19 protein-coding genes, 2 tRNA genes and 2 riboswitches are annotated in these 23434 nt (G+C 60.5%); of the genes, 6 read left to right on the top strand and 15 right to left on the bottom strand.

Going from position 1 to position 23434, the window contains the following annotated elements; genetic code table 11:
- Positions 1–167 precede the first annotated feature (167 nt).
- A riboswitch (cobalamin riboswitch) is annotated at positions 168–369 on the bottom strand.
- Between the two features lie 33 nt (positions 370–402).
- On the bottom strand, positions 403–1314 hold the full coding sequence (locus tag B5V00_RS15595; RefSeq protein ID WP_085011732.1) for a LysR family transcriptional regulator: 912 nt from the start codon (positions 1312–1314) through the stop codon (positions 403–405).
- 138 nt (positions 1315–1452) lie between these two features.
- Between B5V00_RS15595 and B5V00_RS15590 the strand changes: the two genes are divergently transcribed.
- Positions 1453–2385 carry a YeiH family protein gene (locus B5V00_RS15590; protein ID WP_085011731.1) on the top strand — a complete coding sequence of 311 codons (933 nt, stop codon included), beginning with the start codon at positions 1453–1455 and terminating at the stop codon, positions 2383–2385.
- A 298-nt stretch (positions 2386–2683) separates the two neighbouring features.
- Here the strand turns inward: B5V00_RS15590 and B5V00_RS15585 are convergent.
- From B5V00_RS15585 to B5V00_RS15565, 6 genes are all read right to left on the bottom strand, one after another.
- Positions 2684–2760, bottom strand: a tRNA-Pro gene (locus B5V00_RS15585).
- A gap of 108 nt (positions 2761–2868) precedes the next feature.
- Positions 2869–2973, bottom strand: a complete 105-nt coding sequence (locus B5V00_RS17655; protein WP_216355500.1) for an entericidin EcnAB — start codon at positions 2971–2973, stop codon at positions 2869–2871.
- A 43-nt stretch (positions 2974–3016) separates the two neighbouring features.
- Positions 3017–3523 carry a signal peptidase II gene (gene lspA, locus B5V00_RS15580; protein WP_085011730.1) on the bottom strand — a complete coding sequence of 169 codons (507 nt, stop codon included), beginning with the start codon at positions 3521–3523 and terminating at the stop codon, positions 3017–3019.
- Positions 3516–6299 (bottom strand): isoleucine--tRNA ligase, encoded by a 2784-nt coding sequence (ileS, locus tag B5V00_RS15575; protein WP_085011729.1) that lies wholly within the window; start codon positions 6297–6299, stop codon positions 3516–3518. Before ileS ends, lspA begins: the two co-directional genes overlap by 8 nt.
- A gap of 201 nt (positions 6300–6500) precedes the next feature.
- Entirely contained in the window at positions 6501–6668 is a 168-nt protein-coding gene (locus B5V00_RS15570; RefSeq protein WP_085011728.1) for a plasmid mobilization protein, read from the bottom strand.
- A 250-nt stretch (positions 6669–6918) separates the two neighbouring features.
- Entirely contained in the window at positions 6919–7623 is a 705-nt protein-coding gene (locus B5V00_RS15565; RefSeq protein ID WP_085011727.1) for an endonuclease III domain-containing protein, read from the bottom strand.
- A 166-nt stretch (positions 7624–7789) separates the two neighbouring features.
- Here B5V00_RS15565 and B5V00_RS15560 point away from each other — a divergent pair, with 166 nt between their 5' ends.
- Complete coding sequence (locus tag B5V00_RS15560) at positions 7790–8746, top strand: chemotaxis protein CheV (protein WP_085011726.1); 957 nt, start codon at positions 7790–7792, stop codon at positions 8744–8746.
- A 539-nt stretch (positions 8747–9285) separates the two neighbouring features.
- On the opposite strand, the gene B5V00_RS15555 is transcribed toward B5V00_RS15560, so the two are convergent.
- From B5V00_RS15555 to B5V00_RS15525, 7 genes are all read right to left on the bottom strand, one after another.
- Positions 9286–9630, bottom strand: coding sequence for a hypothetical protein (locus tag B5V00_RS15555; protein ID WP_085011725.1), 345 nt, complete (start codon positions 9628–9630; stop codon positions 9286–9288).
- A 451-nt stretch (positions 9631–10081) separates the two neighbouring features.
- Positions 10082–12565 (bottom strand): EAL domain-containing protein, encoded by a 2484-nt coding sequence (locus tag B5V00_RS15550; protein ID WP_085011724.1) that lies wholly within the window; start codon positions 12563–12565, stop codon positions 10082–10084.
- A gap of 64 nt (positions 12566–12629) precedes the next feature.
- A complete protein-coding gene (locus B5V00_RS15545) occupies positions 12630–13073 on the bottom strand; it encodes a response regulator (RefSeq protein ID WP_085011723.1) in 444 nt (147 codons plus the stop codon).
- Positions 13070–14593, bottom strand: coding sequence for an ATP-binding protein (locus B5V00_RS15540; protein WP_085011722.1), 1524 nt, complete (start codon positions 14591–14593; stop codon positions 13070–13072). The genes B5V00_RS15545 and B5V00_RS15540 overlap by 4 nt, the downstream gene beginning before the upstream one ends.
- On the bottom strand, positions 14590–16098 hold the full coding sequence (locus B5V00_RS15535; RefSeq protein WP_172399782.1) for an ATP-binding response regulator: 1509 nt from the start codon (positions 16096–16098) through the stop codon (positions 14590–14592). Before B5V00_RS15535 ends, B5V00_RS15540 begins: the two co-directional genes overlap by 4 nt.
- Before the next feature lie 125 nt (positions 16099–16223).
- Positions 16224–17144, bottom strand: coding sequence for an SEL1-like repeat protein (locus B5V00_RS15530; RefSeq protein WP_085011720.1), 921 nt, complete (start codon positions 17142–17144; stop codon positions 16224–16226).
- 127 nt (positions 17145–17271) lie between these two features.
- A tRNA-Met gene (locus tag B5V00_RS15525) sits at positions 17272–17348 on the bottom strand.
- A 348-nt stretch (positions 17349–17696) separates the two neighbouring features.
- On the opposite strand from B5V00_RS15525, the gene mnmH reads away from it, so the two are divergent.
- Positions 17697–18764 (top strand): tRNA 2-selenouridine(34) synthase MnmH, encoded by a 1068-nt coding sequence (gene mnmH / locus B5V00_RS15515; protein WP_085011718.1) that lies wholly within the window; start codon positions 17697–17699, stop codon positions 18762–18764.
- Between the two features lie 249 nt (positions 18765–19013).
- Entirely contained in the window at positions 19014–19178 is a 165-nt protein-coding gene (locus B5V00_RS17250) for a hypothetical protein (RefSeq protein WP_172399781.1), read from the top strand.
- A gap of 284 nt (positions 19179–19462) precedes the next feature.
- Here the strand turns inward: B5V00_RS17250 and metX are convergent, their stop codons facing one another.
- Entirely contained in the window at positions 19463–20584 is a 1122-nt protein-coding gene (gene metX / locus B5V00_RS15510; RefSeq protein WP_085011717.1) for a homoserine O-acetyltransferase MetX, read from the bottom strand.
- A 259-nt stretch (positions 20585–20843) separates the two neighbouring features.
- A riboswitch (SAM riboswitch) is annotated at positions 20844–20963 on the bottom strand.
- A gap of 225 nt (positions 20964–21188) precedes the next feature.
- Between metX and B5V00_RS15505 the strand changes: the two genes are divergently transcribed.
- Positions 21189–21776, top strand: coding sequence for a TRAP transporter small permease subunit (locus tag B5V00_RS15505; RefSeq protein ID WP_245803999.1), 588 nt, complete (start codon positions 21189–21191; stop codon positions 21774–21776).
- Positions 21769–23091 (top strand): TRAP transporter large permease, encoded by a 1323-nt coding sequence (locus B5V00_RS15500; protein WP_085011716.1) that lies wholly within the window; start codon positions 21769–21771, stop codon positions 23089–23091. Before B5V00_RS15505 ends, B5V00_RS15500 begins: the two co-directional genes overlap by 8 nt.
- Positions 23092–23434: the final 343 nt, after the last annotated feature.

The following is a 23434-nucleotide window of genomic DNA, read 5'->3' as shown; positions in this document are numbered from 1 at the left end:
ATTCCCGGCCGATGACCGACGCACCGGCGCAGGGCTGGTCCCTGGGTTGTGAAGAGAGTAAAAAAAGGGCAAAAACAGCAGAAGCCCGCGCACTCGTTGCAGAGGGCACGGGCTTCTCGTTTTTGAAGGGCCGCTTTATCCACCCTCCCATCCCGGGGAGGTTCCTGTGGGGGGTCCGGCCGGCAGGTCTTCTGGCTCACGAATCATCCTCCGGGCCGCCTTCCCGATCCTCGGGGATCAGTGGTCTATCGGCCCTTCGTCCTCGCTTACAGCGGCGGGTCCGCGGGGGATTTGCACCCCACTTCCCTCGTGACGCCGATTTAAGTCAGCGTCACGGCCCTCTCGGGCACCGGTGGACAGACAAAATTGTGTCAAATCAATACGGTGGAAGGAGGGCCGCTGTCAAGGAGAAAACGAGGTTGAGCTGTTGTCCGCCGGGGCGCAGAAGGCCATGAACCGTCGCAGCAGCCTGGTGCGGTATTTTTCGCCGTGCAGCAGCAGGTAGAAGTTGCGCCGCAGGTCAAGGAACGGGGTCTGCAGCGCCACCAGGGCGCCGCTCCGGCGGGCCCTGCGGGTTGCCAGCAGGGATAGGCAGCTGATGCCGAGCCCCGCCTCCACCGCCTCCTTGATCGCCTCGGTGTTGCCCAACTCCAGGTAAACGCGGATGTTCCCCAGTTTTCCCGCCAGCGCCGTTTCAAACACTTCCCGGGTGCCTGATCCCTGCTCTCTCAGGATCCAGCGGGCCGCCATCAGGTCATCGACAGAGATGTTCCTCTTTTTGGCCAGCGGGTGGTCGGCGCCGGCGTGGATCGCCAGGTGGTCCTGGCGCCAGGGGATGGTTTCGATCGTCGTCTGGTGACAGAACCCCTCGATGAAGCCGATGTCGATGTTGAAATGCAGCAGTTCCTGGACGATCTGTTCGGTGTTGCCGACATCCAGGGAGAGCCGGGCTTCAGCATGTTCCGCGGTGAAGTCTCCCAGTATCCTCGGCATCAGGTAGTTGCCGATGGTGGAACTGGCGCCGATCCTCAGCAGGCCCGCGAGCCGGTCGTCGGGACCGCTGAAAGTGGTTTCGATTTCTGTCACGCGGGCAAGCACATCCACCGCCTTGGGGATCATCACCCGCCCCTGGTCATTGACCAGCAGACGTTTCCCCCGCCGATCGAACAGCTTCTCTCCCAGCAGCCGTTCCAGCTCGGCCAGCGACATGCTGACCGCCGACTGCGAGATCCGTAACGCCTCGGCGGCGCGCGTGACATTGCCTTCCTGCGCCACCGCGACGAACACTTCCAGTTGCCTGAGGGTGATGGCCATCGGGACTCCTTATCAATTTAACTGATATTTCTCTAAAGAAATATATATTGGACTTAGGATAAGGGGAAGCCTATTTTTTTTACAGCCGAAGAAGATTGTTTGTTCAATGGAAGAAAAGATGCCAAGGAGTGATGTCGGATGACGACAGCCAATGTGAAAAGAATTCTCTTCCTGGCCCTGCTGGCGGTCTGTGCCCTGCCGATGATCAGTACCGCCCATGCCCTGATTGCCGGAATCCTGTTCAGCCTGCTGCTCGGCAATCCCTGGCCTGAAATGTCAGCGGACTGGAGTCGCAAATTGCTGCAGATCTCGGTGGTCGGTCTCGGTTTCGGTCTCAGCCTCGGGCAGGTATGGCAGGTCGGTCGCAGTTCGATCGTCTATTCGATCATCGGCATTACCCTGACCCTGCTGGTCGGCCTGCTGCTGGGGCGTTTTTTCCGGACCGAGAAAAACACCTCGGCGTTGATCGCCTTCGGCACCGCCATCTGCGGCGGCAGCGCCATCGCCGCCATGTCGCCGGTGATCAAGGCTCGGGATGATGAAGCGGCGCTGGCGCTGGCGACGGTCTTCACCCTGAATTCGGTGGCCCTGCTGGTGTTCCCGTTCTTCGGCCACCTGCTGCATCTCAGCCAGCACCAGTTCGGCATCTGGGCCGGGCTGGCGATCCATGACACGAGCAGTGTCGTCGGCGCCGCGGCCGCCTATGGCCAGGCCGCGCTGGCAACCGGTACCACGGTCAAGCTGACCCGGGCGATCTGGATCGTGCCCTTTGTGATGGGCGCGGCCTGGATGAGCAAGTCCGGGGGAAAGGCCAGGGTACCGCTGTTCATTGTCGGTTTTATCGTTGCCGCCGGGGTCCGTACCCTGTTGCCGCAGTTCGCCTCGCTCTGGGGGAACCTGGCCGGCATCGCCAGGCAGGCGCTGGTGGTCACCCTGTTCCTGATCGGTGCCGGGCTGACCCGGGAGATTCTGAAAAATGTCGGTATCCGTCCCCTGGCCCAGGGGGTCAGCCTCTGGCTGCTGGCCGCCGGCCTGACCCTGGCGGCGATCATGAACGGGGTGATTGGGTGAAGGGGGGAACTGCGGCAGGGTCTCTCGACGGGAAGTAAAATTAAACAGCCCCATTCCCTTTTCGGGGGTGGGGCTGTTTTGAATTTTTTGCAGAAGAATGGTCGGGGCGAGAGGATTTGCCCACTACGGTTCGACCTTCCCGGTCAAACCTGCGTCGGCTCCCCTGCACTCGCTGCCGCAGCCATCCCTGGCTGCTCCTCTGACATTCAGTCAGCGCTCGCTCCGCTTCAAATCCTCTCTCAAGCCCCTCAAATCCAAAAAGCACCTCCCGGTTGGGAAGTGCTTTTGGAAAGAAGAATGGTCGGGGCGAGAGGATTTGAACCTCCGACCCCCTACTCCCGAAGCAGGTGCGCTACCAGACTGCGCTACGCCCCGACACGTCTTCTTCCAGACCGTACCCTGTCGGTACGGCAGAACGGTTTATACTCTTTTCGCGGGGCGTTGTCAATGCCCCTATTTATGTTTATCCGCTTCGTGTTCGACCTAGTTTCCGGCTTTCTGCATGTCACGGCCGAGGCCGCTGAGGCACTCGCAGCCGGTCAGGGCCAGAAGCAGGATGAGCAGGCCCGAGGCGATCAGGCGTTTCATGGATGAATCCCTCCTTGGCATGTCGATCAATTTCAGCAGGCGGTCAGTCGGCAGCGTCCTCACGCTTCTTCCTGCGATCCTCCCGCCACATGTCCAGTATCAGCAGTCCGACCCCGACGGTGATGGCCGAGTCGGCGATGTTGAAGGCCGGCCAGTGGTGACCGTACCAGTGGGCGTCAAGAAAGTCGATCACTTCGCCGAGGCGGATGCGGTCGACCAGGTTGCCGATGGCGCCGGAGAAGATCAGCGCCAGGGCGGTGGCGCCGAGCTTCTGCTCATCGGTCATGCGATGCAGGTAAAAGAGAATGGCCCCGCCGGCAACGATGGCGATGATAATGAACAGCGGCATGCGCAGTGAACTGTCGGCCAGCATGCCGAAGGCCGCGCCGCGATTGCGCACGTAGGTAATGTTGAAAAAGTTCTTGATCACCTGCACCGACTCGTAGAGCGCGAAGCTGCGGTCGATGTAGAACTTGATCCATTGATCAAGCAGCAGCAGCGGCAGGCTGATGCCGACCAGGATGCGATAGCGCAGCGGCACGTCAGGCATCCAGGGCTTCACGGCAACGCCGGCAGACGGTCGGCCGGGCTTCTTCCTCGCCGACGCTTTGACTGTAGTTCCAGCAACGCTCGCATTTTTCACCCTCCGCCTTGTCGATGCGGATAACCAGTTCCGGGATCTCGTCACTGGCCTTGCCGTCGGTCAACTCTTCCACCAGCTCCGCCTGGGAAACGATGCACAGGGTGGCCAGTTCATTTCGGTAGTCCTCGGCCAGTTTGCGCCAGGGACCGGTTGCCGCGGCGAGGGTCACCCGGGCATCGAGGGAATGGCCGATCAGCTTGGCGTTGCGGGCTTCCTCCAGGGCTTTGGAGATGGCCGAACGCAGCTGCAGCAGGCGGCTGTAGCGTTCTTCCAGATCAAGATTCCGCAACTCGTCGAAACTCGCCGGAAATTCAGCCAGGTGGACGCTTTCTTCCCGCTCGCCCGGCAGCTCGGTCCAGATTTCGTCGGCGGTGAAGGAGAGTACCGGGGCGATCCAGCGGGTCATCGCATCGAGGATGCGGTACATGGCCGTCTGGGCGCTGCGCCGCTCAAGGCTCTTGGCCGGGGCGGTGTAGAGCCGGTCCTTGAGCACGTCGAGGTAGAAAGAGCTGAGGTCGACGCTGCAGAAGTTGTGAACCGCATGGTAGAGAACGTGGAACTGGTATTCGTCGTAGGCGCGCTTCATTCGCTCGGTCAGCGCTGCCAGCCGCGACAGCGCCCAGCGGTCGATTTCGAGCATGTCGTCGGTGGCGACCAGGTCCGTCTCCGGGTCAAAATCGTGGATATTGCCGAGGATGTAGCGGGCGGTGTTGCGGATGCGCCGGTAGGCCTCGGAGACCTGCTTGAGGATGTCGTCACCGACCCGGTTGTCATCGCGGTAATCCTGGGTGGCGACCCAGAGACGCAGGATCTCGGCGCCGTACTGCTTGATGACCTTCTCCGGGGCGATGACGTTGCCGGCTGACTTCGACATCGGCCGGCCGTTCTGGTCGAGGACGAAACCGTGAGTCAGGACCGCCTTGTAGGGCACCCGGTCGCGGGCGCCGAGCGCGGCCAGCAGGCTGCTGTGGAACCAGCCGCGGTGCTGATCGGACCCTTCCAGGTAGAGATCCGCCGGGTACTGCAGTTGCGGATGCGGTTCGACCACCGCCGCCTGGGAGACGCCGGAGTCGAACCAGACGTCGAGAATGTCGGTTTCCTTGCGGAACTCATCGCCGCCGCATTCGGGGCAGACGGTCCCTTCCGGCAGCAGCTCGCTCGCCTCCTTCTCGAACCAGATATCCGAGCCGCCCTCTTCGAACTGGTCGGCGATGTGGTGCATGGTTCTGCCGTCGGCCAGGGCATGGCCGCACTTGCTGCAGTAGCAGGCGGTGATCGGCACCCCCCAGCTGCGCTGGCGGCTGATGCACCAGTCGGGGCGGTTCTCGATCATGTTGTAGATCCGGTCGCGGCCCCAGTGGGGGATCCACTCGACCTGGTCGATGGCGGTCAACGCCTTCTGCCGCAGCTCGTTGGCCTCCATCGAGATGAACCACTGCTCGGTGGCGCGGAAGATGATCGGCTTCTTGCAGCGCCAGCAGTGCGGGTAGCTGTGGGAGATGTTCGAGGCCTGCAGCAGGGCGCCGACCTCGTTCAGCTTGTCGTTGACGGCGCCGTTGGCCTCGGCGACCTTCATGCCGCCGAACAGCTCGAGGTCGTCGCGGTAGCGTCCGTAGTCGTCGACCGGGTTGTAGACCTCAAGACCGTACTTGAGGCCGACGATGTAGTCGTCCATGCCGTGTCCGGGGGCGGTGTGGACGCAGCCGGTGCCCGCCTCCAGGGTGACATGGTCGCCGAGGATGATCAGCGAGTCGCGTGCGTAGAGGGGATGGCGACAGGTCTGGCGTTCGAAGAGGCCGGCATCGAAGGTGGCAATCACCTTGCCGTCCTCGCGCCCGAGGGCCTGCATGACGTTCTGCCTCAGCCCCTCGGCCAGCACCAGCAGCTCGTCGCCGCTTTCGACCACCACATAGTCAAGGGCCGGGTTGAGACAGATGCCGAGGTTGGCGGGGATGGTCCACGGGGTGGTGGTCCAGATGACGAAATCGAGCGGTTTGTCGCCGACGACCTCCCGCAATTCATCGGGCAATTCACCGTTGAAGCGGAACTTGACGTAGATCGACGGCGAGCTGTGATCGGCGTACTCGACCTCGGCCTCGGCCAGGGCGGTGACGCAGGAAGAACACCAGTGGACCGGTTTCTTGCCCTTGAAAAGTCCGCCGCGTTCAGCGAAGCGGGCCAGTTCACGGGCGGTGGCCGCTTCATAGCCGTCGGTCATGGTCAGGTAGGGATGCTGCCAGTCGCCGAAGATGCCGAGACGCTGGAATTCCTCGCTCTGGATGGAGACCCATTCCCGGGCGTAGTTGCGGCACTCCTTGCGGATCTGGGATTTGCTCATTTCCCGTTTCTGCTTGCCGAGCTTCTGATCCACCTTCAGTTCGATCGGTAGCCCGTGGCAGTCCCAGCCGGGGACGTAGGGCGCGTGGAAACCCTGCATCCGCTTGCTCTTGATGATGATGTCCTTGAGGATCTTGTTGAGGGCATGACCGATATGGATATGGCCGTTGGCGTAGGGCGGGCCGTCGTGCAGGGTGAAGGTCGGCTTGCCCTTGCCGGCGGCGGCAAGTTTCTCTTCGAGCTTGAGCTGCTGCCAGCGTTGCAGCATCTCCGGCTCCCGCTTCGGCAGGTTGCCGCGCATCGGGAAATCGGTTTTGGGAAGATTGAGGGTCTGCTTGTAGTCCATATCGGCGCTCCTGGGCACCCGTTCGGTGGGCGCAAATCAAGTGCACTAAACTAGCAGAACAGCGGCTGTATCGCAAGAGGAAGAAAGTCGGGGAAAAAAGCCGGATGGGCGCTGTCTGATGACGGGAGAAGGACGGGTCGGGCAGGAGCCGCGCGGGACGTGTCACGGCCGGACGGGGCGGGCCGTCCGGCCGCCATGGGGTCAGGCGATCTGCTGTCGGCCGAATTCGGGGATGTCGAGGCTGTCGCGCAGCAGGTTGGAAATGTTGGTGCCGGCCTGGTTGGCGCGCTCCTGGAGGATCTGCATTTCCTGGTCGTTGACCCGGCAGGAGATAATGAACCGCTTTGGATTTTTGACAGATTTACCCATGAATACGTCTCCTTCGGAATAGATGGCAGTGTGGCTGATCACTGCAGATGTTGGTCTGGTTGCCGTATACGGTTTGCAAGGGGGCTGCCAATATTGAACAGTAGTGGATTAAAACTGAAAAAAGCTTTTAAAACAAACGGTTGTATTGAATTTTGCAAGGCGGGTCAATGTTGGCAATGGGATCTGGCGGAGGACAGAATGACACATGTGCGACGGCAATGTTACCAAATGACACATTCATGTCCTGGTGTCATCGGTTCATGGAACCCGCGGGGCAGTGGACCGACAGGGGGCAGTTGCCGCAGAGCGGCCGGCGTTTGCGGCAGTATTCCTTGCAGAGGATGACGATCAGGGCGTGATATTCATTGAACATCGCGGCGGATGCCGGGAGGGACTCCATGAACATCCGTCGCAGGTCGTCGTAGCCGCCGTCGCCGGGCAGCCTGTCCAGTCGGCCGAAAAGCCGTCGGGTGTAGGCGTCGATGACGAAGCTCGGCTGCCCGCCGGCATAGAGCAGGATCGAGTCGGCTGTTTCCGGGCCGACACCTTTTAGTTTCAGCAGCTCATCGCGGGCGATGGCGAGGGGTTGGGCGAGCAGCCGGCGGATATCCCCTTGATGGTTGTCGATGAGATGGGCGGTGAAAAGTTGCAGCCGCTCGCTTTTCTGCCGGAAGAAACCGGCCGGGCGGATAAGCCGCTGCAGTTCATCCGGGGGCAGATCGTGCAGGGCGGCAACCTGCAGCGCGTCGGCCCGTCGCAGGTTGCCGATGGCTTTTTCAACATTGGTCCAGGCGGTGTTCTGGGTGAGGATGGCGCCGATCGCCATTTCGAAAGGAGTGTCGGCCGGCCACCAGTGCTGCGGGCCGAAATGTTCGAACAGCAGATGATAGACCCGTTGCAGATAGGTTGTCGTCGGGACGCGGTTTTCCGGGAGTTGATTGAAGGGGCCGGCCATGCGGCATGATTTAACATAATCCGTCGCGGTGAGTCCATCTTCTGTCGGGATGCTTCAGTGGCAACTCATCGGGGTGAAAAACAGATCCGAAGCAAAAAAAGCTTAAGGCTTACGGGCAACAGGGCGATAAGAAGAAGGGATACCCACCAGATCGGAGACCTTTCTCATGAGTGAAATGACCAGGCAAGAGATTCTGCTCGAAAGCGGAACCAACGAGATGGAGATCATCGAGTTCTATCTCGGCACCCAGCCCTTCGGCATTAATGTCCAGAAACTGCGGGAGATTATTCCCTACGATCCGAACGCGGTGACCCGGTTGCCCGATGTTCATGAATCGATGCTCGGCACCCTGCTGCTGCGCGGGCGCACCCTGCCCCTGATCGATATCAGGAAACATGTTGAGGCCAGGCCCGGTGAAGAGGATGCCGATACCCGTCGGGTGGTTCTGGTCTGCGAGTTCAATGACCTGACCAACGGGTTCCTGGTCGACGGGGTCAATCAGATTCACCGGGTCTCCTGGGAACAGGTCCAGCCGATGTCGGTCTTTCTCGACCAGTACAAGCCCCGTTTTACCGGCAGCATCCAGATCGACAACCGGGAAATCCTGATTCTCGATCTCGAACACGTGGTGGCGGAAATCGATCCCGAGGCCGGCATGGCCTATAACAATGCCCAGGGGGCCAGTGCTGTTGCCACCCCCGAAACCCGCAGGAAAAAGCTGCTGATGCTGGCCGAGGATTCCGCCATTATCCGTTGCGGCATCCAGCGGGTACTGAAGGCTTCAGGCTATGAGCAACTGCAGGTGTTCGATAACGGCAAGGATTGCTGTGACGCTGTCAAGGCTCTCAAGGAGAAGCATGGTTCCGACCTGCATGAGGTTCTGCACCTGGTCATCTCGGATATCGAGATGCCGAAGATGGACGGTTTGACCCTCTGCCGGCAGATCAAGGAGACCATGGGACTCAAGAACCTGCGGGTGATCATGTTCTCGTCGCTGATCAACGAGCAGATGGCGCTCAAGTGTGACCAGGTCGGTGCCGACGGTTATGTCACCAAGCCGCAGATTCCGGAGTTGGTGGAGATGGTGGACCGACTGGTTTTTGGGAGCAGTGAGGGCGGCTGAAATTGGTGCTGGGGCGGCCGATACGCACGCATCTGCTGCGTTGCTCGCACCATCAGTCGCTGCGGAGTAGCTGCCGCTACACCTCACTCCTTCAGTTGCGAGACGCCTTGCAGTTACGCACGTCTCGACCGCCTCGGAACAGTGGTGGGGGTTGAAATGCCGCCTCTCCTTTTGAGTTTAATGGGTATTTTACGGATTATGTTCTTTCGGGTTTAATAGTTCCCCTGAGTACCCCGTTTGTTTGCCCTTTTGCGTAGTCAGGTTCACATGCCATCACTGCCGGGCGTGGCTACGAGAGCGCCGTGGGGTTTGTAACCTGCATGGCTGGCAAGGGGTCGTGTCCATGCCCGCCGCAGGCGATGGCCCTTTTCTGCTTCCTCTTTTGGGCCGGCAAAAGAGGAAGGCGGCGGGCGGGGCCGCGACCCCGCGGTGTTCTGCGAGGGCGGCCGATACGCACCCGTCTGCTGCGTTGCTTCAAGAGAAACAAACAGGACGGCTTCCGGCAAAGACGCCGGGAGCCGTTTTGGGTTGTCGCGGGGTCAGTCTAGCAGGCCGTTCAGGCCGATGCCGAAAATCGGATCCTGACCGGCCTCCTCCTGGTGATCGCCTCCACCGGGGGAGTAGGATGTAATTCCGAAATGAGTGCGTTCATCGAGCTGCAGAGCAAAGCTGGTTGTCACGGCGGCCGGTCTGGCAGCCGTTCTTGACGTCCGCGGCGACGACAGCAGCAGTTGGCGCAGATCCGGAACCGGCTTTGTTTGTTCGGACGGGGCCTGTCGTGAGGACGGGTAGACGGTGTTGAAACAGAACAGGTCGAGGCCCAGGGCGTGCCCGGGAAGACCGGCCGGCAGGATCAGGCTCAGAATAAGGACCATGTACCGCATCAGGTTCCTCCGTTTCTCCTCCTCTGGATACTTCTTTGTATGAGCATCAGCCATGCCGGTTTTCGGTGCCGAAAATGCGCCCTGGGATGCAATTTTTACCCTGTGGCAAGTGGTTGAAATGACGTTGGTGAGCATTTCCCGGCAACAACGGGGAGAGTTGTGGTGACGGATAAGGGCGCTCAATAAGGTCCCCATGGGCGTTGTGGCACAGTTGGCACACTTGGACAGGCGACAATCTGCGACGCTGTGTCAGGTTGTTTGGCAGTGACGGATGATGTGAACAATGCTGCGGACGGATGCGTATCGGCCACCCGCAGCACCACCGTCCCAAGGCGGCTCAAATGTCGTTAGATGCAAGGCGCGCGAAGACTGAAACCACAGGCGTAGCGGCAGCTACGTCGAGGATTGAAGGCTGAGGGCAACGCAGCAGATGACGGCATTTCAGACGCCCTCACGACAGGGCCGGCATCATTCTCCGCCCAAAACCGAAACGCGGCACCCAGTTCTGGACCAGGACGGCGATTTTCTTGACCGGCAGCGGTTTGCTGAAGAGAAATCCCTGGCCGTGGTGGCAACCGTTTTTCTTCAGGAAGCGCATCTGCTCACGGGTTTCAATCCCTTCGGCGACGACTTCCAGCTTGAGATTGCGTGCCAGGTCGATAATGGCGTGGGTGATGGCGGCATCTCCGGCGACGCTGGTCAGGTCGCGGACGAAGCTCTGGTCGATTTTAAGTTTCGAGATCGGGAACTGCTTGAGACAACTGAGGCTTGAATAGCCGGAGCCGAAATCGTCGATCGCCAGGTGGACACCCATTTCCCGCAGGGCGTGCATGGTGCCGATGGCATTTTCGACATCGTTCATTATCGAACTTTCGGTGATCTCAAGTTCCAGCAGCTCCGGCGGCAATCCCGACTCGTCGAGGATTTCACCGATCATTTCGATCAGGTTGTTCTGGCGGAACTGGCGGCGTGAAAGATTGACGGCCAGGCGCAGGGGACGCATCCCCTGGTCTAGCCATTTCTTATGCTGTCTGCAGGCGGTTCGCAACACCCATTCACCGATCGGGATAATCAGGCCGGTCTCCTCGGCCAGGGGAATGAAGTCGGCTGGAGAAATCAGTCCGCGTTCCGGATGTTCCCAGCGGACCAGGGCTTCGAGGCCGACCGGTTTGCGGCGGGTCAGGCTGTATTGCGGCTGGTAATGGACCCGCAACTGTTCCTGCTGGATCGCCTGGCGCAGGGCCGATTCGAGAGTCAGCATCTCATGGGCTTTCGATTTCAGCTCGGCGGAGAAAAACTGGTAAGTGTTGCGGCCCCGCTCCTTGGCCAGGTACATGGCGGCATCGGCGCATTTCATCAGCTCTTCGGCGTCTTCAGCGTCATTGGGGTAGAGGCTGATGCCGATACTGGCTGTCGGGTAGAGGTCGTGACCATCGACCTGCAGTTTGCGGGAAAGGCTGTTGAGGAAATTCTGCGCCATGCGGCTGACGGCGTGGTTGTCGTGGATATCTTCGAGCAGGATGACGAATTCATCTCCGCCAAGCCGGGCGACGGTATCGGTCTCCCGCACACAGCCGCCGAGCCGGGAGGCGATTTCCTGCAGGAACAGGTCGCCGCAGGAATGGCCGAGGGAATCGTTGACGTTCTTGAAACGGTCGAGATCAAGAAACATCAGCGCCAGCGGACGGTCGTTGCGTCTCGCCTTGGCCAGCGCCTGTCTCAGGCGGTCGATGAACAGCATCCGGTTCGGCAGGTCGGTGAGGGGGTCGTGCAGCGCCAGGTGCTGCAGGGTCTGCTGATTCTGGCGCAGGTGTTTTTCGGCCAGCAGGCGTTCGGTCACATCGCGGGAGGCTTCGATGATGCCCTGGATCGAACCGTCATCACTTTTCAGGGGCGTCGCCTCGACCTCGAAGTGGCGTACGCGGCCGTCCGGGAGACGATAATCCTGGATATGGCGGGAGACGGCTCCCTTGCGCGCTTCAGCGAGGGAGCAGCTGGAACCGCTGCGGCAGGGACGTTCCGGGCGGTCGGGAAGCCGGTGGCAGCGCAACGGCCAGTTGTCTCCCGGATCACCGGCCAGCAGTTGGCCCGCGGCCTTGTTTTTCAGCCGCACCCGGCAGTCGAGGTCGGTGACCATGATCGGGTCCATGACGCCGTCGATGACGCGTTGCAGGAAACCGCGTTCAGCGTCGATTTTGCGTTCCAGCTGCTTGCGGGAGGTAATGTTCCGCAGGGTAACCAGCTGGGCCGGATATCCGTCCCATTCGATGGCGCTGGTCAATCCTTCGACCACGACCGGCATGCCGCCTTTGCCGAGAAATTCGATTTCACTGTTTTTCCCCGGCTTGAGGGGGAAAATGAAGGGGGTCCCGATGAGGTTCTCCTGGCTGGTGCCGAAAAGTTCCTCGGCGGCCGGGTTGGCGAAACTGATGATGTCGTTATGGTCGAGAACGATGATGGCGTCGGCATAGTGCTGGATCAGGGTCTGCAGGCGGGCCCCGGCTTCGACCGCCTGGATACTGGTGGTTTCCACCGCCTTGTACAGCTTCTGGCGCTCGATGGCGTAGCGGACGGTGTTGGCCAGGCTGCTCGGGCCGAAACCACCCTTGACCAGGTAGGCCTGGGCACCGGAACGAACCAGGTCGATGGCCCGTTGTTCCTGATCGTCGTCGCAGAGGATGACGATCGGCAGTTCGGGATATCGCTGGTGCAGGCGTTCGAAGACTTCGCCGTCGCCGGCGTCCGGCAGCCCGAGATCCACCAGGGCGACGTCGAAGTCCTGTCGCCTGCCGAGTGCCAGGGCATTGTCGAGGCGGTCGGCCAGGGTGAGGTGAAAACGAAAGGATTTGGCGGTCGCGAGCTGTTCCCTGACCAGGGTTGCCGCCGTGTTCTGGTCTTCGACCAGCAGGATTTTCAGATCGTTGTAATCCACCATGAGTGACCCCCCGATAATTGATATCTTCTTATCGGCCGGGCCGGGTGGGAAGTTAACGGTGTTCTCAGTTGGGCAGGGTGACGACGGCCAGCCAGAAACTTTCGATAGTTTTGATTACCCCGAAGAACTGGTCGAGATCGACCGGCTTGGTGATAAAACAGTTGGCGTGCAGGTTGTAGCTCCGCAGAATGTCTTCTTCGGCTTTCGAGGTGGTCAGGACAACGACCGGGATGCGTTTCAGGTCTTCATCGGCTTTGACCTCGGCGAGAACTTCCCGACCATCCTTTTTCGGCATGTTGAGATCCAGCAGCACCAGTTCGGGCCGGGGGCGGCCGGCATATTCACCGATGCCGCGCAGGTATTTCAGTGCTTCGACGCCGTCGTGGACGACATTGAGGTTGTTGAGGATCTTTCCCTCGCGCAGCGCCTCTTTCGTCAGGCGCACATCGGCCGGGTTGTCTTCGACCAGCAGGATTTCGATCGGGTGGCTGTTGGCAATAGAAGTCATGGGGTCCTCCTGTCGGGAATTACAAACCAGAAACAGGCGCCTTTTCCGGGTTCGGAATCAACGCCGATATGTCCTCCGTGGCGTTCCGTGATTTTTTTGCACATGGCCAGGCCGATTCCGGTTCCGGGGTACTCGGCTAGGCCGTGCAGACGTTGAAATACCTGAAAAATGCGTTCCCGGTAGAGGGCGTCAATGCCGATGCCGTTATCCTCAATCGTGATGCGCCAGGCATCTTTTTCGCGCTGACTGAAGACCTTGATGACCGGCGGATTCTGCCCGTGGAATTTGATCGCGTTGCCGATCAGGTTCTGGAGCAGCCGCTCCATCTGTCCCGGGTCGGCAACCAGGCCCGGTAATCGCTCACTTTCGATTCTGGCGCCATTTTCCTCGATCGTCAACTCAAGATTTTTCAGGGCCCGGTCGAGGACCCGGTTGAGGTCGACTTCGACGAAAGGGTCGCCCTTGCGATCGATTCTCGAATAGTCGAGCAGGTCGTTGATCAACTGTTTCATGCGGTTCGCCGCGTCGACGGCGAAGTGGATGAATTCATCGGCATCCGCGTCCAGTTGCCCCTGGTAGCGCCGCTGCAGCAGCTGGACATAACCGGTGATAATCCGCAGCGGCTCCTGCAGATCGTGGGAGGCGACATAGGCGAACTGTTCCAGGTCCTGGTTTGATCGCTGCAGCGCCGCGGTGCGTTCCTGGACCCGCTGCTCAAGCTCGACCGTCAGCCGCCGCAGGTCTTCCTCGGCACTCCGCCGCAGTTGCAGCTCCCGGTTCAATTGCCGGTGCTGCGCGTCGAGCTGGGCCGCCATCTGTTCCATGCTGGCCGCAAGTTCGCCCAGTTCGTCCCGACTGTCGAGGGGGGCGGGGTGGTTGAAGTCGCCCCGGGCGATCTGGCCGGCCCGGCTTCGCAGCTTCTTGATCGGCCTGATCAGGGTTTTGCGGGTGAGAATCGTCAGGATGATGATCAGCAGCAGGGTTGCCGCGGCGGTGATGCCGATGCTGATGTGGAGCAGTTGCCTTTTTCCCGTTTCAAGGAGTTGGTTTTTAAAGGCGAACACAACCTGCCATTTCCAGGATGGAAAAGGCCGGACGAGAAAAACCTCGTTGTCGTCCGGGTTGCTGGTTTCGAATTCGGTCGTCCCCGCCGGATTCCAGCCCCTGGAGGTCAGGAACCTGTAATGGTTTTCTCCATGTGAGCCATTGTTCCCCGGCCGGGTGTCGAGCAACAGTCCACCGTCATGGCCAAAGATGAGCAGGTGTCCGCCTTCCGGAAGGGGGAAGTCGGCTGCGGCCTGCAGCGCCTGTTCCTGTCCCGCTGTCCCGCTGTTCGGGTATTGCCGCTGCAGGGGGGCGAGGTGTTGCTGGAAGAAGAGATCAAGCAGGCTGTGCATGCCTCGCAGGGCCTGCTGGTTGAGGCTGTGAGTGGAAAGCTGCAGCTGCAGAAAAGAGAGGGCGCCGATGATCAGCAGCACCAGCGGCATGATGGCGAGGAAGCTCTTGTGGGACAGTCTCATTGCGGAGAGGTATTTTCTGCGATACCGAGAGCGCAGGGCAGGTCAACCTGTACCCGGGTGAAGACTCCGACCTCCGACTCGAAGGTCAGTCGGCCGCCATGCTCCTGGATGATGCTGTGGCTGATGGAGAGTCCCAGACCGGTTCCTTCTCCGACCGGTTTGGTCGAAAAGAAGGGGGCCAGGATCCGGTTGCGGATTTCATCCGGGATGCCGGTGCCGTTGTCGTGGATGCTGGTACGGATGAAGCCGCCTCCCAGGTAGTCGGCACGGATGGTCAGTTTCTTTTCGGCACTTCTGCGATCGGGAAACCTGCTGTTCAGGGCGTAACGGGCATTGTTGATCAGGTTGAGAAAAACCTGTTCGATCTGTTGCGGTTGAACATTGACGGCCGGCAGGTCGTCGGGCAGGTCAACGCAGAGTTCAATGCCGTCCTTGTAGAGCTGGTTGCGGATCAGTCCCAGGGTGTCATCGAGAATTGCCGCGACGGAGGCGGGACGCTTGGTCTCCTGCCGCTGCCGGGAAAAATGGAGCAGTTTGCTGACAATGCTGGCGATCCGATCGCCTTCCCGTTCGATGCGCCCGGCAATCTCAATCGCCTCGAAGTTGTCGGCGGCGCATTTTTTCAGGATGGTGGCGTAATTGATGATGCCGTTGATGGGATTGTTGATTTCATGGGCGACCCCCGCTGCCAGTTCTCCCAGGGAGGCGAGCTGGTCGGTGCGTATCGCTTCGGACTGCAGGCGCACGCGCTCGGTGATGTCGTTGGAGAGTTCGATCACCCGGTCAACGACGCCGTCGCGATTTTTGATCGGAAAGGCGCGCAGGCCGAGGATGCGTCCATCGGGGGTGGTGACCTTGTCGCTGAGAGATTGACCGGAGGCGAAGCAGCGTTGGACAATGCAGTCCGGACAGGGCGTCTCTTCGCTGAAAAAAACCTGGTGGCATTTTTTCCCTTCGACCGGTTTTTCCGTTTCCGGGAGAAACCGGCAGGCACCTTCATTGGCCCAGATGATGTCCAGATCCCGGGTTAGCAGCACCAGGCCGTCGGGGATGCCGTTAAACAGGGCGCGAAACTGTTCCGTCAATAATTTGTACTGCGCTTTCTGATGGCGCAACTGCTGATCGATCTGGTGACGTTCAACAGCATACTGCAACGAACGGGCGAGAAAATGGTCCGCTTCGGCCCCCTTGATGATGTAATCCTGGGCGCCGCGCTGCAGGGCCTGCTGGGCAAGGCCATCATCATCCAGCCCGGTCATGACGACAATCGGTATCCCCGCCTCCCTGAGCAGAACCTCAAGCGACGGCAGCCCCTGGCTGTCAGGCAGACCGAGGTCCATCAGGATGATGTCGAAGGATTGCTGTTGCATCAGATGCTGGGCCTCGGCGAGGCGGGAGGAGAAGGTCAGGGTGAACGTCCTGTTGCCCAGCATGGCTCTGATCAGCCCGGCGTCGGCAGGGTTGTCCTCTATGACCAGTACCGATAACAGCCGATTCCCGGGCACCTTATCCTCCTGGAAAGCAGACCTGGGCAAGTGAGATGGCGAACGTTCAGGGTATGGACACAAACAACCCCAATCCTAGCAGGGAATGTTCGGGGCGCAAGGACGCGTTGGCGAAAAGCGCGGGTTTATTGTCCCAGCTGACGACGCAATTCCCTGGCCTCGACGTCGGCCATCGCCTGTTCGGTGCCGGTCAACTCTTTTTTCAGGATCTCAACATTCCGGGCGGCATCAGCCTGACCGTTTTCAGCCGCCAGGCTGAACCAGGCAAAGGCTTTGACCCGGTTCTCCACCGTGCCGCGACCGGTGAGATAAAAGACGCCCATGTTGAACTGGGCGTTGGCGTCACCACGCAGGGCGCCGTTACGGTAACATTCCAGGGCCTGGTTGTCATCATGCCGGGGATTGTCGCTGTCGGCGTAGATATCGCCGAGGTTGCAGTGAGCGGCGACCTCTCCCTGCTCGGCGGCCAGTTCATAGAGGCGGGCCGCTTCGGCGTAGTCCTGGTCGACACCGCGGCCAGCGGCATAGAGTCCGGCCAGGCTGAATTGGGCGCCGGTATGCCCCTGGTCGGCGGCCTTGCGAAACCAGCGTGCCGCCGCCGCGTCATCCTGCGTCACCCCGGTTCCTTCCAGGTACAGCAGGCCGAGATTATACTGGGCCTGCGCCAGCCCCCGTTCGGCGGCCTGGCGATACCAGTCGGCCGCCTGTGCCGGATCTGTTTCGACCCCTTCTCCCCGGCTGTAGAGGATGGCCAGGTTGTACTGGGCCTCTGCCAGCCCCTGTTCGGCAGCCTTGCGATACCAGATCGCGGCCTGGACCGGATCGGTCGGGACATCCCGGCCGTTCTGGAAGGCCAGGCCGAGGTTGAACTGGGCACCCGGGTCACCGTTTTCGGCGGCCTGACGCAGCTGTTCGATGCTCAGTTCCGATGTGTCCGAGGGAGCGGCTTCCTGGCGGTCGATGGAGTCGGTGTCGTTCTGTCCGGCGGCGTGGAGCGGAGCGGCGAACAGCAGGCAGGCGGCAAGCAGCCAGGGCAGATAGCGCATGGTCCCTCCCGGGGTTGGGTTATCCTGTATTGTCGGCAGAGTGGCGGAAAATTGCAACCGGAAGTTTGAGGGGGGAGGGGGCGGTACAAAAAAAGGGATCCGCAAGCGCGGATCCCTTTGAATTTTTTGGTTGCGGGGGGAGGATTTGAACCTCCGACCTCCGGGTTATGAGCCCGACGAGCTACCAGACTGCTCTACCCCGCGACAACGGAGGCTGAAGATATACCTGTTCTGCGTGGCTGTCAAGAGTGGAATCGGGGTTTTTTGCCGGAGGCGGGAAGTTTTGCTTGTTTCCCGATTCCGCCCTCCGCTATAACTGCCCTGTCGGAATCGGCGGCCGTCGTCGGCGGCCGCGAGATGTCGATAATCTTGATCGCGGGATCCTGAATCAGTGAGTACCTGTTGGATGGAGAGTGCAGGTGCCTGGTCTGAATGAGGCTCCCAAAAATCTGAAGCGCACCCATAGGTTCGCTGGTGATTTTTGGGAAGCTCAGGCAGATCAATGACGTGTGCTATCCGCTGACAAGGGACCCATTGATTCAGGAGGATGTTATGAGAGATCTGAGTATTACCCTGGAACAGGCCCTGGCCCTGCGTGATCGGGGGGCGCTGCTGGTTGATGCCCGCAGTCCCGCCGAGTTTGCCGCCGCCACCATTCCGGGAGCCATTAATGTGCCGGTCTTTGACGATGAGGAACGTCACCGGGTCGGGCTCTGCTATGCCGAGGAAGGCAAGCGGCAGGCCCGGCGCCTGGGGGTGGACCTGGTCAGCCCGAAAATCCCGCGGATGATCGCGACGGTCGAGGAGGCGCTGGCCGGGGGGCGGCCGCCGGTGATCGTCTTCTGCTGGCGCGGCGGCATGCGCAGCCGCTCGCTGGCGACCTTTCTTGAACTGGCCGGGTTTCCGGTGCGTCAGCTGACCGGCGGCCACAAGGCGTTCCGTTCCCATGTCTGCCGCTTCTTCGCCGATGAAGAATGGGGGCGGCTGCTGGTGCTGCGCGGGTTGACCGGGGTCGGCAAGACGCGGCTGCTGCAGAAACTCGAACGGGACGGTTACCCGGTGATCGATCTGGAGGGACTGGCCAACCATCGCGGCAGCGCCTTCGGCGCTCTCGGGCTGCCGCGGCAGCCGTCGCAGAAGATGTTCGAGGCACTGCTTTGGGACCGGTTGCGCCAGATCCCCACGGATGGCTACGCCCTGACCGAAGGGGAGAGCAAGCATATCGGCCGGGTGGTGCTGCCGGAGCGGGTCTATGCCGCCCTGCAGGTCGAAACCAGCCTCTGGATCGAGGCCTCGCTCGCTTACCGGGTGCGGGTGATTCTCGATGATTACCCCGCCCGTGACCAGCTGCGCGACCAGTTCGCGGTGCCGATTCGCGCTCTGAAGGAGCGGCTGGGGCGGGAGCGTATCGAGGAACTGCTCGCCCTGCTCGATGCCGGAGAATGGGAAGAGCTGACAGCCCGGTTGATGGTCGACTATTACGACCCGCTCTACCGGCACACCAGGCCGGACAGACGCATCGAGATCGCGATGGAACCGGAAGAGCGGGGGATGGAACACCTGAAACGGGCGATTGCCGCCATCCTCGCGGTCGAACCGGGGGAACCGGTTTCCCTCTGACCCTAATCCACCGGCTGTTTTGTGGACCGAGGGTGGCGGGACGGGTGGTGATGCAAGACGCCGTGCCGATTCGGGCGGAAACGTAGTCGAGCTACGTTGAGCACCGAATCGGTGAAGGCAACGAAGCAGATTCATCCGTAACGACAGCTGAATCCTGAAATTGCCGGTGGATTTGGGTCTGACGCGCCGGGATTGCAAAAAAAGCGGTCATCACCGATAATCGCCATCATCCATCACCGGGGGAAACCGATGCCGCAGCCGCTGTCCAAAGATGAATGCAACAAGCTCTGCCGCCGCTGCCTGCGCGAGTGCCGGCAGCCGGAGAACGTGCTGCTGCTCGAATGTCCGCGCTTTCTCAAGCGTCCCTTCAAGAGTCCCGCCTACCGCTTCAACCAGCTCGATTTGTTTGAATAAATCAGGGGCGGCTAAAGGCCAAGGGCTAAGGGCAAAAGGTGGGTGAGAACAGGGTGGCCAAGGGGCTAGTGTCCCGTGCGGTTAGTTGTGTCAATTAATTCTGAGTCATTTTGGTTGCGGTCAAGGCGCGCCGACGCAGGCCTAGCCTGAGTTAAGCCGAGGAGGCGAAACGCAGACCGCGGCCAAAAGGGCCTGAATTAGAAGGCAGGATTAACCGCACGGGACACTAGGGGGCCAGGACTCCTTTTCAATGACAACAGCCAACGGTGCGAGCCGTTGGCTGTTTATTTTTCTGCGGTCAACCGATCCAGCAGTTCCACCACTTTCGGGGTGAATTTCTCCGGTTCGACGAGAAATGAGTCGTGGCCGTAGGCCGAGTCGATCAGGTGGTATTCAACCGGTTTGTCGAGCTCTCTGAGGATTTCGACCACCTCTTCGGTCTGGTAGGGGGGGTAGAGCCAGTCCGAGGTGAAGGCGAACCAGAGCGACGGACACTGCAGTTGGCTCAGCGCTTCGCGGCGACTGTCGAAACCGAAGGCGACATCGTAGAGATCGAGCGCCTTGGCCAGGTAGAGGAAGCTGTTGGTGTCGAACTTGTCGATGAAACTGCCGCCGTTGTATTCGAGATAGCGTTCCACCTCGAACTGGCCGAAGAAATCAAACTGGCCGTCGCGGGCGGAGAAGCGACGTCCGAACTTCATCTGCATTGAGGCGTCGGATAAAAAGGAGATGTGGCCGATGGCGCGCGCCAGGGCGAGGCCGTCGGCCGGGGGGTGTTCGGGACGGTAGTTGCCCTTTTTCCACAGCGGATCGTTGTAGATCGCCTGGCGGGCGACGGCGTTGAGGGAGATCGCCATCGGCGACGTGCGGCCGGTGCCGGCGATGGGGATGATGGAGCGGACCCGTTCCGGGTAATGGATGCCCCACTCGAGGGCCTGCATGGCGCCCATCGATCCGCCCATGACAGTCACCAGGCGGTCGATGCCGAGCCGGTCGATCAGCAGCACCTGGGCGCGCACCATGTCGCGCACCATGATCACCGGGAAGTTGAGGTTGTAGGGGCGCCCGTTGCGGGGATTGATGCTGGTCGGTCCGGTGGAGCCCTTGCAGGAGCCGATGACGTTGGAGCAGATGACGAAGAAACGGTCGGTGTCGAGGACCTTGCCCGGGCCGATCATGCCGTCCCACCAGCCCGGTTTGCGATCGTCGGGATGATGCCGACCGGCCGCGTGGGCGTCTCCGGTCCAGGCGTGGGTGACCAGGATGGCGTTGTCGCGGCGGTCGTTCAGGGTACCGTAGGTCTCGTAGGCGAGGGTGATGGGACCGAGCAGGCGGCCGCTTTCGAGGCGCAGTTCGAGATCGAACTCGGCATATTCAGTTGTGACGATCCCGACTGAGGTTTCCAAAACAAGCAAGCCTCTTTAAGTTTTTAAGGTTTGTCGCAAAAAGTTCATGCTGCCAGGAAGTTCACGGGCAAATTTAACGCAGAGCCGGAGAGAATCTTTTTAAACCCAAAAAACGTTTTTGATTTTCTCTGCGATCTCTCCCTCTCGGCGGCTCTCCGTTAAAATACGGTTTTCCTGCGGCGAAAACAAAAATCCCCTTCCGCATCAGATGGGGAAGGGGCCTGTCGAGTCTCGTGGTGATCGAGTGGTCGCGGCTCCGTCCTCATCTGTCCCCTCCGAAACTGTTCGGACGGGAAGGAATTAGCACCTGGCATCGGACATCCGCCGACCGGTTGCTGTGGCTTCGCAGGGCCTGTCCCTCCACCACTCGCGATAAAGACAACGCATATGGTGCAGGCACTTTAGCTAATGGTCGAAAAGATGTCAATGAAATCAGCTTTTTCATCGGATCAACATTTCATTCAGGTTGACAGAAAACAGCGTCTCCTTTAACTTCAAGTGGTTTTCCGACGCCCGGAGTCTTCCGGATGTCGCAGTTCCTGCTTGGCCTGAGCCCGTTTCCGGCAAGTCCCTGGTTCAGGTCCTACTTGACCGGGAGGCGTTTGTGAAAGTTATCGCCCGGCTCGTCAAACTGATCGACGGGTTCAATGACAAGGTCGGCTACCTGGTATCCTGGTTGACCACCCTGATGGTGCTGGTGGTCTGCTTCGATGTCGTGACCCGCTACATGCTGAACGAGAGCATGGTCGCGGTCCAGGAGCTTGAGTGGCATATCTTTGCCCTGATTTTTCTGCTCGGCGCGGCCTATACCCTGAAAGAAGAGGGGCATGTCCGGGTCGATGTCTTCTACAGCCGCTTCAGCCCCCGAAAAAAGGCCGTGATCGATTTCATCGGCTGTCTCATCTTTCTCATCCCCTTCTCGATCCTGGTGATCTGGACCAGCAAAATGTTCGTGCAGATGAGCTGGGCGGTCCACGAGGGCAGCCCCAACCCCGGCGGCCTGCCGGCGCGCTACCTGCTCAAGGCGGCGATCCCGGCCGGGTTCGTGCTGGTGCTGCTGCAGGGGATCTCGCTCACCCTGCGTTCTTTCTGCACCCTGATCGGCAGGCCGCTGCCTGATCGCCATCAGGATCAACCGGAGCCTCCCGATGACGGAAACCTGCAGCCGGGGAAGGGGGGCGGTCATGCCTGAATGGCTTCCCATCGCACTGTTCGGGGTTGTCTTCGGGATGCTGCTGTTCGGTTTCCCGGTTGCCTTCACCCTCGGCGGGGTTTCGCTGATCTTCGGCTACTTCACCTTCGGGCTCGGTTTCTTCCAGCTGCTGCCGCTGCGGATCTGGGGGACGATGAGCAACTATGTGCTGATCGCCGTGCCGCTGTTCGTCTACATGGGGCTGATGCTGGAGAAATCGGGGCTGGCGGAAGAATTGCTGGAAACCATGGCCCTGTTGTTCGGGCGCCTGCGCGGCGGGCTGGCGATTTCAGTCATTGTCGTCGGCGCGGTGCTGGCCGCGTCGACCGGCATTGTCGGCGCCACCGTGGTCACCATGGGCCTGCTGTCGCTGCCGACCATGCTCAAGCGGGGCTATTCCCCGGAGATGGCCACCGGCACCATCTGCGCCGCCGGAACCCTGGGGCAGATCATTCCCCCCTCGATCGTACTGGTGCTGCTCGGTTCGATCATGAACATCTCCATCGGCGACATGTTCGTCGGCGCGGTGATTCCCGGCCTGATCCTGGTCGGGCTCTACATGTTCTACATCGTGCTGGTCGCCGTTTTCCGGGGCAAGTCGGCCCCGGCCATGCCGGCGGAAGAGTTGGCGCTGTTCAAGGGCAAGGTGATGGTGAAGCGGGTGATTCGCGCTTTCCTGCTGCCTTTTTTCCTCATCCTCGCGGTGCTCGGGTCGATTTTCGCCGGGATCGCCTCGCCGACCGAGGCGGCCGCCGTCGGCGCTCTCGGCGCCACCCTGCTGACCCTCTGGCAGAAGAAATTCAGCCTCAGGACCCTGCACGAAGTGATGAAAGGGACCACCCTCCTGACCTGCATGGTCTTCGTGCTGCTGGTCGGCGCGACCGCCTTCGGCCTGGTCTTCCGCGGGCTCAACGGCGACCGCTACATCACCCACCTGATTCTCGATTCGAACATGGGACCGCACATGTTCCTGTTCATCGTCATGCTGGTGATCTTCATCGCCGGGTTCTTCATCGACTTCATCGAGATCACCTTCATCATCGTGCCGGTGGTGGCACCGATCTTCCAGCATCTCGGGGTTGATCTGCTGTGGATCGGCATCCTCATCGCCGTCAACCTGCAGACCTCGTTTTTGACGCCGCCGTTCGGCTTCTCCCTTTTCTACCTGAAAGGGGTGGCGCCGCCGGAGGTGACCACCGGGCATATCTACCGGGGGATCATTCCCTTCATCGTCATCCAGCTGATCGGCCTGCTGATTATTGTGCTGATACCGGAGTCGGTCACATGGTTGCCTCGTGTGATGGGCGGCCCTTGAGGGGCAGGGCGGCCGATACGCACCCGTCTGCTGCGTTGCGCTCAGCCTTCAATCCTCGATGTAGCTGCCGCTACACCTGCGGTTTCAGTCTTCGCGCGCCTTGCATGCGGGCACGTCTCGGCCACCTTCAACGGTAGTGCTGGGGATACCTTTATGGCGGGTTTTTTTCAGGTCCCCCTGTGTACCCCGTTTGTCTGCCCCCTGCGTAGCCAGATTCATCTAGCACCACTGCCGGGCGTGGCTACGGGAGCGCCGCAGGTTTCGTGATCTGCAAAGCCGGCAAGAGGTAGTGTCCATGCCCGCCGCAGGCGAAAGCTCTTTCTGCTTACTCTTGCGAGCAGGC

The organism is Geothermobacter hydrogeniphilus (genome assembly GCF_002093115.1).
GTDB lineage: Bacteria > Desulfobacterota > Desulfuromonadia > Desulfuromonadales > Geothermobacteraceae > Geothermobacter_A > Geothermobacter_A hydrogeniphilus.
The sequence above is the reverse complement of the archived record's forward strand: the minus strand, read 5'-3'. Positions and strand labels throughout refer to the sequence as shown.